General features: G+C 39.9%; 10 protein-coding genes. 6 read left to right on the top strand and 4 right to left on the bottom strand.

Annotated features, from left to right (window positions below; genetic code table 11):
- Window positions 1–393: 393 nt before the first annotated feature.
- The 6 genes from IPP86_02995 (at window position 394) to IPP86_03020 (ending at window position 8,817) form a co-directional block, all read left to right on the top strand.
- Window positions 394–1,875 carry a hypothetical protein gene (locus IPP86_02995; protein MBL0137481.1) on the top strand — a complete coding sequence of 494 codons (1,482 nt, stop codon included), beginning with the start codon at window positions 394–396 and terminating at the stop codon, window positions 1,873–1,875.
- 56 nt (window positions 1,876–1,931) lie between these two features.
- Complete coding sequence (locus IPP86_03000) at window positions 1,932–2,891, top strand: CHAT domain-containing protein (GenBank protein MBL0137482.1); 960 nt, start codon at window positions 1,932–1,934, stop codon at window positions 2,889–2,891.
- Window positions 2,892–3,205: 314 nt separating this feature from the next.
- Window positions 3,206–3,742: a sigma-70 family RNA polymerase sigma factor gene (locus IPP86_03005; GenBank protein MBL0137483.1), complete on the top strand. Its 537-nt coding sequence runs from the start codon at window positions 3,206–3,208 to the stop codon at window positions 3,740–3,742.
- Between the two features lies 1 nt (window position 3,743).
- Window positions 3,744–4,502, top strand: coding sequence for a tetratricopeptide repeat protein (locus tag IPP86_03010; GenBank protein MBL0137484.1), 759 nt, complete (start codon window positions 3,744–3,746; stop codon window positions 4,500–4,502).
- Window positions 4,503–4,847: 345 nt separating this feature from the next.
- On the top strand, window positions 4,848–6,635 hold the full coding sequence (locus tag IPP86_03015; protein ID MBL0137485.1) for a T9SS type A sorting domain-containing protein: 1,788 nt from the start codon (window positions 4,848–4,850) through the stop codon (window positions 6,633–6,635).
- A gap of 112 nt (window positions 6,636–6,747) precedes the next feature.
- Complete coding sequence (locus IPP86_03020) at window positions 6,748–8,817, top strand: T9SS type A sorting domain-containing protein (GenBank protein ID MBL0137486.1); 2,070 nt, start codon at window positions 6,748–6,750, stop codon at window positions 8,815–8,817.
- A gap of 43 nt (window positions 8,818–8,860) precedes the next feature.
- On the opposite strand, the gene IPP86_03025 is transcribed toward IPP86_03020, so the two are convergent.
- The 4 genes from IPP86_03025 to IPP86_03040 all read right to left on the bottom strand — a co-directional run bounded on the left by IPP86_03025 (window position 8,861) and on the right by IPP86_03040 (window position 13,535).
- A complete protein-coding gene (locus tag IPP86_03025; GenBank protein MBL0137487.1) occupies window positions 8,861–9,235 on the bottom strand; it encodes a four helix bundle protein in 375 nt (124 codons plus the stop codon).
- A gap of 84 nt (window positions 9,236–9,319) precedes the next feature.
- Window positions 9,320–9,457, bottom strand: a complete 138-nt coding sequence (locus IPP86_03030; protein ID MBL0137488.1) for a hypothetical protein — start codon at window positions 9,455–9,457, stop codon at window positions 9,320–9,322.
- Window positions 9,448–10,473: an MBL fold metallo-hydrolase gene (locus tag IPP86_03035; protein MBL0137489.1), complete on the bottom strand. Its 1,026-nt coding sequence runs from the start codon at window positions 10,471–10,473 to the stop codon at window positions 9,448–9,450. Before IPP86_03035 ends, IPP86_03030 begins: the two co-directional genes overlap by 10 nt.
- Before the next feature lie 2 nt (window positions 10,474–10,475).
- Window positions 10,476–13,535, bottom strand: coding sequence for an efflux RND transporter permease subunit (locus IPP86_03040; GenBank protein MBL0137490.1), 3,060 nt, complete (start codon window positions 13,533–13,535; stop codon window positions 10,476–10,478).
- Between the last annotated feature and the right edge of the window lie 37 nt (window positions 13,536–13,572).

Raw genomic sequence — 13,572 nt, forward strand, 5'->3', positions numbered from 1 at the left:
AGTCAGCATTCATAGTAGAAAAGTGTAATGTGATGCAAGCCAAAGAAGTTGCTAGTATTCCCTTCCCGGGTACTGTGGAAACGCCTGTTTGAAACTGTATTTCAGTTGCTTACAGGCGTTTTTTCTTGCTTATTTTCTTCGATTGGACAAATATTGGAAACTGTTGAAAGTCAATGAAATTATTTTAATAAGGGAAATTGTTCCACAGATAGATAAGAACTATTTGAAATTGCCAGGATGTACGACTCTTGACAATTATTATCGCTAGTCCCCATACCTCGCAACCAATTATAAAATCTCTTTACGATCTTGTAGCATATTTACAATTATTCAATGAGGTTTAGAATAACGTTTTGCTTTTTGACCCTTCTTCCTCTCTTCAGCTACGGTCTGGTGCCAGAGAAACCCCGATCCGGCAATGAATACTTCCAATCCGGTGAATTTTCCCGAACTCATTCAGAGTATGACAAAGCATTAAGAGAATTTCAGAATGCAGCAGAACGTTTTTCTTCCGAACATCAGGATAGCTCCTATGCTGTTGCCCAAAACAGAGCTTCTGAGATTCTTCTCCTGATTAGCAGAAATGATGAAGCCAGTACTATTCTCAAGAATAATGACGCATTCATTACTTCCCATTGGGGTAAAATGAATGAGCTGTATTGTGTTTGTGTTGATCTTATTGGAGATTATTTTATGTCCTTTTCAGATGCAGAGGCTGCCAGAAACTATTTCGAACGAGCTTATCATATACGTTTAAAGTTATACGGACACGACGATGTACGCACCGCCTATTCTATGACTCAAATGGCCAGTTATTTTAATTTTAAAATCACAATGGATTCCGCTTTTTTCTTAGCACAAAAAGCCTTTTCCATCTGCCAGGAACATCAGGAACAAACTTTTCTGATCGATGAGGTCAAAGTTATTTCTACATATGCCTATGCATATAAAATTTATAAAGGACATACTCTTGAAGAATCCGACAATGCCAGGGTAGAGGCTCGTAAGATCTACCAGATAGCAGTCAATAAAGTCCGAAAAACTTACGGGTTTAAAAGCTTAAAAGAAGCTGGACTCTATCGGAGTATCGGGAATACCTATACAGACCAAATAGGAACCTTGGATTACACTCAAAGACCTTTCAATAAATCAAGATTAAGGGATTTATACTTCATAAGAGCAAAGGAGTATTATGTAAAATCCGAGGCTATGATCAGAAATGTTGCAGGTACTTCACATCCTGATCTAAGTACCGTTTACTTTGTTACATCTTTACTCTACCAGTATGCTTATCAAACAGACAGTATCAAACAGGCGCTGAACTTTATTAATTCTGCAATAGAGATAATATTGCCCTCAGGGACCAATGCAGAAAAACTGAATGAATTCACCATTAGGAAATGCGCTTATAAGTATGATCTGATGACTTTGCTACATGAAAAGGCAGGTTGTCTTCAAGCAAAGTATGTAAAGGACAGTGCTACTTCAGTGCTACATCAAATTTATGAAACAGAAAAACTACGAATTCTACTTTGGCAACAGATTATTCGTGATTTCAGCTCTCCTTTCCCGAATCGATTGATGTTAATTTATAATGGACCGTTATTTTCAGAGCTTAACTATACGGCCTGGAGACTTTACATAGTTGAAAAGAATTCGTCTTATTATTCCGATTTGTTTTTGCTTTCTGAATGGTCCAAAAAATCCTTACGAGGAAAATTATTGCTACAAGCCGGAGTCAGGCAAAAGGAAAACAATACTTACAAATTGCCACGATTGATGAAATTCAATCAGCCCTTCCTGATAAAAATACTTTATTTATCGAGTTTCATGGTGAGCACACCGCTATTGGTATCACAAAGGATAAAGTTGTAGCAACTCATCTTGATTCTATTGGAGGTGATAGTCTTCTCCGCTATTTGAAGCAATCAATGGTCGGCAATGATCCGGTCGGTTATTGCACTACTGCATATACACTGTATAATAAATTTCTGAAACCTGTTACCTCTCAATATTCACAACATTTCAGTCGCCTAATTATTGTACCGGATGGCTACCTGACTTATATACCTTTTGGAGCGTTAATCTCAGATTCAAAAAACCGGTCAATGGATTTTCGTTCACTTCCCTATCTAATTAACGAGGTATCTGTTTCATATGAATTATCCGGTACTGATTTTATTAACGAAACGCACCATGGAAGTTCTGGAAATGGTCGAATATTGGGTTTTGCACCATCATTCGAAAATAGACCCTTGTTGCCATTTTCTTCTGACTTGCTGACAAACGTTGCAAATAAATATGAATGCGATTTGTTTCAAAAAAGTGAGGCGACAATTACCAATTTCATAAGGAATGCTGGCAATTACTCTTTCATTCATCTGGCTACGCATGCGGATACAACTGCAAGGCCTCGTTTGTACTTCAGTGAAGCGACCGCTCTTTCGAATAGCCTCCCTCTTGACTCAATTTATTTCCTCCCAATGAAGGCGGATCTGTCTATCCTTGCCGCTTGCAATACCAGTTCCGGAACTTATGAATACGGTGAAGGAACCCTCTCCTTTGCACGGGCATTTTTAACCGCTGGTTGTAAAAGTGCAATTTCCACGATTTGGAGTGTTGACGACAAAGCAACTTCAGAGCTTCTTTCCAATTTTTATTCAGGGATAAGCGATGATTTGGAAAAAGATGAAGCGCTACGTACTGCTCAGTTGAGATATCTTCAAAAATGTAAAAGTTCCCGTGAAGCCAGTCCATTTTATTGGAGTGGAATTATATTAACTGGCGATCACAGCCCAATACATCTTGATGGTAAAAACCGGATGACAATAATTGTATCAACGGGGCTATTCCTTTTGCTTCTCTTATTTATTTATTATCGGAAGAAATAGAAAAGGGTGTACCTGCGATGTACACCCTTTGTGTTCATGGGACGAAAAACTATAGTTTTTTTTGTTAATTTTAAATGAAATAAAAGTTTATTTGCAGAACGAGGATATTTATCTTAATGGGCAACTTCTAGTTGATTCCTATTCTTATATAATTTGTTACGATAAGGTTAATATCTACTCTTAATCATCCGTAAAAATCAGATGTAACCGTTTTGAATTAATTTTCTTGCAGTTCACCGGATATTCTATATTTGTAAATAGGAATTTGATCAATTGGACATTCTTAATGAGATAAAAGCGGCAATTTTCAGCCCTTGTATGACATTTACCGGAATTACCGGAATGAATTCATACACTGGGCCGTTCACAATTATTCTTGTACAGAGGAAGAGGCAAGAGATGTTTTTCAGGAAACAATTATCAGATTTTATCAAAATTCTGCTTCCGGTAAGTTGCAAGTACTAACCAGCGACCTTAAGACTTATTTATGGGCTATCGGGAAATATCAACTTCTTAACTTAATAAAATACAAGAACAAAACGGTTACTTTCTCATCGCCTGAATTGATTAATGAAATAGATAGGACTGATTCTTCAGGTGAGGAATCTGAACAGGAAAGACGGAACAAGGAACTTGTCAACCGTTGTCTAGCATTTCTGGACGATAAAAGCAGAAGGGTAATTGAGTTGTACTACCTGGAAGGGAAAGACATGGCTACTATTGCTGTTGAACTTGGGTATAAAAACGCTGATGTCGCAAAAAAGAAAAAGTACGAAGTGATGAAAAAGCTCATTGCACTTTCTCGTCAGTATAATAAAGTGGATATACTTGCACTTCTATTGATTTTATAAAGTGAAAGAAGAAACCGAAAATATTGAATTGATCGAAGCTTTTGTAGAAGGCTTGCTTTCGCAAGAGGAAAATCTGCGTGTAAAACAATTGCTGGAAAATGATCCTTCATTCAGGGAAGAATTCGAAATGTATAACGCTTTCGTGACCAGAATCCGAGATAGGAATGAACCAATCATCAGAACTAAACTTCTTGAAATTGATCGGGAATTGGATTCTGGTAATTCATCCGGAATTATTCACATTTCCAAATCTAAATGGTTCACTAACCGTTATGCGATTGCTGCCAGTCTCATACTTTTTCTCCTCGCTTCTTCAATCGCTGTATATTATTCATATTTCAATCCAAAGGCAGTTTTTTCGGAAAATTATATTCAAGACCCTGGATTGCCCGTACTCATGGGCGCTGATGGGAGTCTGAAACTTGGCCAGGCGATGAATTTTTACAAATTGGAGAATTTTGAATCTTCATTTCAGTTGCTGAATCAACTTTATCTGGAAAATAGCGGGAATGATACACTTCAGTATTATAGCGGAGTATTGTTACTATCCTTAAACAAACCATCTGAGGCAATTCGATACTTTCAGGAATGTTTGTCGAATGCAAGTTCAAGTTTTCATGTCGATTCAGAATATCGGCTCGCTACAGCTTATTTTCTAAATGGCCAAAAGGCTTCTGCAAAAGATATTTTTAAAGAAATTGCTGCATCGGCTAACAATCCTTATAGGGAAAGTGCTGTTCAATTTTTGAAGCATATATAACTTTTTTAAATCGATTCGAATTATACGCTAGAATTTGTAGCGGGGTACGCAAGATTTATTTTTTCCGACCGGTTACCTTTCCACTTGAAACTTTTATAAATGGACAAAAGAGAGCAAATCCAGAAATGACTCAATTCATATTTACGGATCGTTCTTAATTTTTCAAATTTTTTGTATGGATCACAACATTCCCTCTTGTTGGAATCATTTAGTTGGGAATGACTGCATACAAGAGAGCAGGTCTAGTCATCAAAAACAGATTAAATAATTGAATATCATGCTCAAGCTCAAAATATTTTTAACTATAATATTATTCATTTCAAACAGTCTCTAAAACTAAATCGCATGAAAAATGTCTACTTACTATTGTGCTTCATTATTAGTCTTAGTTCCTATGCACAATTACCCTCCTATGTCCCAACAAATGGGCTAGTTGCCTATTATCCCTTTGATGGCAATGCAAATGATGTCAGCGGTTCTAATAATAATGGCAGTGTTAATGGCGCAACGTTAACTTTAGATCATTTGGGCAATGCAAACAGCGCTTACCATTTTGATGGGAATGGTCAGTACATTGAAGTTCCACATAGTACATCTCTGGATTTCTCGACCAATCAAATTAGTCTTTCTTTTTGGGTTAAAGTTGAGAGTTTTCCCACCGGAGGCTTTAGCGATATTCTAATAAGTAAACAATCTGGCAGTGGTACAAGTCAATCTGGCCTCAACGTCGCTCAATCTGGCCAAAACGTTTTAGGACTCTTGGTGAGTAGCGGTTCCGGCAATTTTGGCGGTGCAAATGTGCCTTCAAACACGAGCAATTATAATGTATTTCATCATGTCGTTCTGGTTTTCGAAAGTGGAACCGGCACAGCTTATCTTGACGGAAGCCTAATTATAAGCAGCACTGGCACAGCGACAATCGGAGCCAACACAGTACCTATGCTTTTCGGTAAAGCAAATTGGGTTAATGTAAATGCTGATCCATTCAACGGAGTATTGGATGATGTCGGCATTTGGAACCGTGCATTAACACAGCAAGAAGTTTCCAATCTTTTCAATGAAAGCCTCTCTACACCATGTGCAAGCGCATCGCTTCCATTAAATCTTACTCAGGGCCTTGTTGGATGGTGGCCATTCTGTGGAAATGCAAATGACGAGAGTGGAAACGGGAATGATGGAATTGTAAATGGCGCAGCGCTAACTACCGATAGATTTAATGAACCAGCCAGTGCATATTCATTTGATGGTGTAAGCAATTTTATTGAAGTGCTTGACGATCCTACGCTTCAATTCGGGAACAGTCAGCAGTCAATTTCATTTTGGATTAACCTGCCAAGTAGACCTAATCCTATTGGTAGCGATATGGCGGTATTCAGCAAGACAAACCAAAATTTAGCTAGTGATCCAAGTGGTAATTCAAATGAAGGGTTTGAGGTTATTTTTAACGAAAATTGGAATGGGATTCTTTCTGAGCGTTTCAAGAACGGAAACGCTTCTCCATGGGCGTTTACTACAATTGACACGCCTCAAATTAATCTTAACATCTGGAAACACATTGTATTTGTGGTTGACAAACAAAATGATTCACTCTTTGCATATTCAGATGGAATAAAGGTATCTCAAAGCTATATTGATCCAAATTCTGAAATTGGGACTAATTCTCTTTCGTTATTATTTGGAAAGGGATATTGGGTCAGCAATGGTGTGCCAAGTTTTTACTTCTTTGGAAAACTCGATGATATTGGCATGTGGAACCGAGCTCTTTCTCCCCAAGAAGTGTCCCAGCTCTATAATGCAGGTCTCTGCTTCCAAACGATCACCGTCACAGATACCCTTATCATCAATGCCAACCTCACAGGCTTCAATCCGGTAACATATCAAAATTCGATTAAGGTTTACCCAAATCCATCGAATGATCATGTCACTATTGATTGCGGAAGTAATTTCGGAACTATGAATGGTTATGCAATACGAATTGACAACATGCTTGGTCAGACTGTTTACAGCACTCCGATCAGTCAGCAGTCGTTTTACATCGATTTGAATACCTGGACCGGCAATGGGGTCTACCTCATCTATCTCCTGAATGCACAAGGGATAGCAATCGATGTTAGAAAAATTGTTATTCAATAAAAACCCATAACAAAGAAGCGGTTGGCCAAAGATTGGTTACAGCCGCTTCTTTTTTTATTACCTTCGAATATGGTCTGTATTGATTAACACAGTTATTTTTAAATTGACACCTATGAAACAGTATTTTTCTTTCCTGTCAAATACCCATATTCGAGTTTTGGTTTGCTTACTTTTTCTGTCAAACAACCTAAGTGCCCAAACATGGCGGGAGTTAAACGGACTTGGACTTCCGCAACCAGCCAGCCAGATTCATGTCCCTTACACTTCAGGAGTAAGCGTTTCGAGTGGAAACAACTGTTATGTTGGGACAGGTTGTCGGGCTGATCAATTGTCAGCTTCAAGCCAAATCTATTTCAAGTCGTTTCACACTTACAATGCGACTTCTGATTCATGGTCCCGCATTGCAGACTTCCCCATTCCAAGAGCGAATGCAGTTGGATTTATACTTAATAGCGATTTATTTGTTGGCCTTGGGAATGACCTTACCACTAACTACAACGATCTCTGGGCTTATGACTCGCTAAATAATGTCTGGACGCAAAAGGCCAATTTCCCCGGTGGTCCAAGAACGGCCGCATCTGCATTTTCGATTTCCGGAATGGGTTACATAGTGGGTGGTCTGGATCAAATAGTGAATCCACTTGCAGAATGTTGGCAATATAATCCCTTAACTAATATCTGGACACAGAAAAACAATTTTGCAGGAAGCGCACGTTTTAGTGCAGTTGCCTTCTCAATTGGAAGCAATGGGTATTTTGGTTTAGGAAATGGTTCTTTAGGTGTATTGACTGATTTTTGGGAATACAATAGTCTCTCTGATTCATGGACACCAAAATCCTCCTTTCCCCAGAACTGGGATTATCCAATAATCTCCTTCCCTATTGGAGCAAATGGGTATGTACATGACAAATATTCATTCTGGGAATTCGACCCTGCTGCGAATCAGTGGAATCAAAAATCTAATGTTCAGGACACATTATCGGATTTTGCAAATGGGTTTTCTGGTATTAATCAAGGCTTTTTGTTGTATGTCTCCTCTAATCGTTTCGGGGATTACAGACCGAATAAAATCGTTTTTCAACAGTATGATCCTTTGAGTGATTCCTGGTCAATAAAATTTGATACCAGGGAGTTTGCCGGACTTAGTGGAAAGGGAATAGAACTGGAGGGCAAAGCTTATGTTGGTGGGAAGGTTTATAATCCGATCAATCAAAGTTGGCAGGTGGATACTTCTCAAACCAGTTGGATTTTTTCAACGGGATCCAGTGGTTACGGTTTACATAACGGCATATTTCAGGAGTACAACACACAGACTGGGATTTGGACACCCAAAGCGAATTTTCCGCAAGACAGGATCTTTTTATTTTGCATTGGTACGGATGCCTTTTTTATGAATTATTATGGGACGGGAATGGATACTGTGTGGGCCTATAATACACTCACAGATACCTGGTCTTCACGAAATGTTGCGCCATTCGATTTGGATGGTACCGCTTCCTTTTCTATAGGCAACAAGGGTTATCTAGGTACAGGATGGGACGATAATATCTCATGGTCCACAAATGCATTTTATGAGTATGATCCGGTGGCTGACATCTGGACTCCCAAAGCAAATGTTCCAGGGCAATCAAGAGAGAATGCGGTTGGAATATCTTCTTTGTCCAGAGGATATATTGGAATGGGGGATATTGCCTTAACCAATGTAGTTGCCGTTTTAAGAGATTTTTATGAGTACAATCCATTACTTGACCAATGGGATACATTGCCGGAACTTCCGGGTAGATTAAACGGAATGTGTTTTAGTATAAGAGATACCATCTATGTTGGTGGAGCAGGTGTTCCGGACGGACATTATCCTCTGACCTTATCGGATTTTTATTATTTGGATACGAATTCTGTCATTCAGAGCATTTCTTATCCTCTTCAGAATTCAATGGGGTTTTCCATCTTCCCGAACCCGGCAAAGGATAAATTATACATTTCTGTTGAATCCGGTTTTGCGAGTGAAACCAGGGCTGAAATTATTGATCTTGCCGGGAAAATAATGGGCCAATTCGAAGTAAAGGATATTTCTGGCAGCAGGAGAGAAATTCAAATTAGTGCCCTGAGGCCGGGTATTTATTTCATGCGGTTGTTGGATGGCAACAATTACCGGCTCGCAAAATTTGTGATCAACGAATAAGTATACTCTCGAAAGAGCAGCAGTTTAATCCTGAAATTTCTCATCAACGATTTTGTTCAAAGACAGTCCTTTTCTCTTGCCGTTTAAAGTAATAGTCAGAAAAGGGTAACCGTTGTTTTTTTATTGTTGGGAACAGGAGCCGTGGTTTTCTCCCATAACTGACCAAATGAAGGTAATCGAGAAGTGCTACAGTTTCAAATAAAGAGCTTCTTGCAATCACAAAAAAATTTCTCTTGGAAGCATTGCTGAACCGACTGGTTCCTTCTGCAATATTTAAAAGAACACTCAAGGATGCTCTTCTTAATTGATCCTTAGAAATCTTGTCAATGCTATCTTGAAAAAGAAATTCTTTTCTCATGCAGGAATTGTATTCTTTAACTTTCTTATATACTTCCAGCTTTTCAAAATCAAATGCCATTTTTCAAACAAAAATGGCAAGAACAAAATTCCAATACAACCGCATATATTAAGGAAGTTAAAAGGGATAAGGGAGAACGATGTTTCAAGCCCTAGTTTCTTTTGTACACATCACACTCACACTCACACTCACACTCACACCCACACCCACACTCACACCCACACTCACACCCACACTCACACCCACACCCACACCCACACTCACACCCACTCTCACACCCACCACTCTGTACGAGGAACTTTCCCACCAATCTCAATCCTCTCCCCAATCATCGGCGTTGTGTAATTCACTCCAAGTTTATTTGCGTGTACGCTCAGACGTTCGATCGGTTCGGTCCAGGGGTGGTAGGCGAGCGCGAATTTTCCCCAGTGAACAGGGAACAAAACATCAGCATTCAAATCGAGATGTGCCTGAACTGTTTGCTCCGGCATCATGTGAATCAATGGCCATTTTACGTTGTATTGTCCGCATTCCAGAATTGCGATGTCAAAGGTTTTGAAGGCTTCACCAATTTCTTTGAAATGCTCTCCATACCCGGAGTCTCCACCTAGAAATAATCTTTTGTCACGACTTTCAAGTACAAAGGAGGACCACAGCGTCTGCGCACGCTTCAGACTTCGACCAGAAAAATGTCGGGCCGGAGTGGCTGTGATTTTCATGCTCGTATCAATTTGTGTGCTTTCCCACCAGTCGAGCTCGGTGATCGTGGAGGAATCATATCCCCAGTAATGCAAATGAGATGCAACACCAAGTGAACAAATCACAGATTTTACTTTTCCTTTTAATTTCAAAAGTGTACGATAGTCCAGATGATCGTAATGATCGTGGGTGAGTAACAAAACATCAATCTCATTGAAATCATCCGCATTATAAACCGAAGTTCCCGGGAAAGCGCGGATGACAAATGGAACAGGTGAAGCTGATTTTGAAAACACCGGATCTACCAGGATTTTTTTTCCATGTATTGATATGAAATAGGAGGAATGCCCAAACCAGGTAATGCTGGTTTCATCCGGAGAAAAGGAATTTAAATCCGTTTTTACAGTGGGTATTTCCTTTGCAGGCACACGGTGCTTGTCGGCATTAAAAAATTCCGAAGCCATTTTCATGAATGTAGCTTCTTCCGCAAGCATTCTAGTCACGGAAAGATTTTTAAATTCACCTTCCCTGTAATTGGCACTCCGTTCAATCTTACTCTTTAAAGTTCCGTTAGGGTTTTTACCAAAAATTTTGATCATACTTATACAGTGGTTTGTTCCGTTTCAATTTTAGGAGGCAATAATTTATAAACGACAGGTGTCACAATACGCGACAATAAAGTCGAACTGATCAATCCTCCAATGATGACAATCGCCAGTGGCGAAATCAAAGGATTGGTGGAAACTGCTATCGGCATCAAACCTCCGATGGCTGTCAGCGAAGTAAGAATGATCGGGAGGAAACGGATTTCTCCGGCTTCACGGATCGCGTCTTCAAGTGACTTCCCTTCTTTTCGTAATTGATTGGTAAAATCAACAAGCAGAATGGAATTCTTTACCTCAATTCCTGCAAGCGCGATCAAACCGATAATCGCTACGAAGGACAACGAGTTTCCTGTAATCCACAAAGCCAGCAGAGCTCCAACCATTCCAAGAGGTATTACTGATAAGACGATCAAAGTGCTCTTAAATGTCTTGAATTCTAAAATTAATATTGCAATAAATAAGAACACTGTAATGATAATGACGGTACCAAACCCTCCAAAGGATTCTTGTCGGCTTTCGTATTCTCCTCCCATCTTGTAGGAATAACCTTCGGGTAATTTTGTCTGATCCATTTGTTTGATCACATCATTGATTACATTATCAGCAAGAAACTCTTTTTGAACAAACGCGCTGACAGATACCGTCCTGATTTTGTTGTAATGATTAATGGTTAAAGGTGAACTCTCAAGTTTTAATTTCGCAACCTGTGAAAGAGGAACAGCCAGACCCTGCTGATTGTTTACATACAAATTGTTAAATATGTCAAGAGTTGCTCTTTCTCCCTTTGGGGCGGTGATTACAATGTCATAGTCGTTACTGTTGTCATCTGAAAAATTTCCGACACTCATCCCGGCTACTGCCAACCTGACCAGACGATCGATACTGACAATCGGAACGCCGAGACTATTTGCTTTTTCTTTGTCAATATCAACTTTGATATCACTCTTTAGATTAATGACAGGATTGTTCACATACATGGTCCCGGCTGTGTTCTTGAGCATGCTTTCAATACGTTGTGCGATGAAGCGGAGGGAATCCAGGTTCTCTCCTTCGAGACGAACTTCCACAGGCGCGACAACCGGAGGCCCTTGTTCTAAATTCTTGACTTCAATTTTTGCGCCGGCATAAGCACTAAAAGTACCTCTGAGCTTTTCGATAAGTTCCAGTTTCTTCGTCGGACTTGTGTTCGGATCCAATTGTATAAACAACTGTGCGAAATCGCCGCGTTCATTTTCTGGAATCACATTGTAGTAAATCCGTGGATTTCCTTTGCCTACATTGGTAGTGTAATATTGTATTTCCGAATGTTTCTGCAATTCACCTTCGACATATCGTGCGACACTATCCGTTTTGTAAATATTGGATTGTAGCGGAGTGATGATGTTCACCATGAATTGTGGTTTCTCCGATGCGGGAAATAAACTGAAACCAATCACCGGCATCAGTTGCAATGATCCGACGAAAATGACAAGCGCGATCAAGATGGTCTTCACAGGATGTTTCAAAGCACGGTCAAGGAAGGGTCCGTAAATTTTGTGGATACCACTTTGTAATGCTCTCAGGAAAAGGTTTCCGGAACTGTGTCCTTCGTGTTGTTTCAAAATCCGGCTCGATAAAAATGGAATTATTGTCAGCGAAACTAGCATCGAAGCCAGTACGCAGGAAATCACCGCCATTGGCAAACTTCTGATAAAATCTCCTGATCCTTCCGGAAGAAAAACAAGAGGAAGAAATGCGATCACGAGAGTCGCGGTACAGCCGACAACTGCCAGCCCAATTTGTTTCGTTGCTTTGAGTGTGGCATCGATTCTTGAATAACCTTCCCGTAGCCAGCGTTCAATGTTTTCAACAACAACGATACTGTCATCCACAAGCAATCCAAGCGCGACCACCAGTCCGACAATACTTAATTGGTTCATGTTGTATCCCATCGCATTCAGCATCACAAGTCCAATTGCAAGTGACAAGGGAATGGAGATCATCACTACTGTCGCGGCTCTTCCTCCCAATGGTAATAAGGTTATACTCACCAGCAAAATCGCGATGAGGAAATCAAAACCCAATCCGCCCAGACGTTTGTTTACATTTTCCGCCTGGTCGAAATGATCTTCGAGGGTTATGTTTGCAGGCAGGGTGGTTTTGAATTTCGCGATGACAGGCAAATACAATTTTTGTGTTTGTGAAATATTATAGCCTGGTTTCTGAGCCGCGTTCACCAACACGCAACGATGTCCGTTCAGTCGGGTAATATGTTTGGATTCTTCGTAATCATAATGCACACTTGCCACATCTTTCAAGCTCACATTTTTTCCACCTGCACTGTAGACAATGGTATTTTCAATTTCCGTAATAGATTTATAATTGCCGCTTGTTTTGATATTGAATGTTTTATTTCCGGCGATAATACTTCCTCCCGGGATGTTCGCAATCTCGCTTTGCATGCTGCCAATCACTGCCATGAGAGGAATGTGCATCTGAGAGAGCTTGTCAAGATTCAGATCAACACGAACAATTTCCTCCGGCAATCCGTGAATCTCCACTTTTTGGAGTGGCAATATTTTTTCCAAATCATCCTGGAGATTTTCAGCATATTTTTTTAATTGTTCACGAGAAGCATTTTCTGAAACCAAGGCCAGTTGCAACACATTCACATCGGTAGGAGAGATTTTTTTAATATCAATACTTAAAATATCTTGCGGAAGTTCCGAGCGCATACTGTTTACTTCACGAACAATTTCCTGGTACTTTTCATTGACATCGCTTTCGTATTTGTATTCCACCATGATCACAGCGACTCCATCATTGATGGTGGTCTTGATACGTTTGATATCTTCCAGTTCTGAAACTTTTTTCTCTATAGGATCCACAACCAGATCTTCCATATCCTGCGGCGATGTTCCAGGATACACTACCACAATGGGGAATTGAGGTGCTTTGATTTCGGGATCCTCGGCTCTGGGCATGTTGAGCAGTGTGGAAATGCCCAATACAACTGTCATTATAAAGATGACCAGAGTGAACTGGTAATTTTTTACGGCGTAATCAGAAATTTTCATGGGTTTCTTGCTTGATGAAATGTTCAGCTTTTATTGC

The sequence above is a fragment of the Bacteroidota bacterium genome, from assembly GCA_016720935.1.
Lineage (GTDB): Bacteria > Bacteroidota > Bacteroidia > AKYH767-A > 2013-40CM-41-45 > JADKJP01.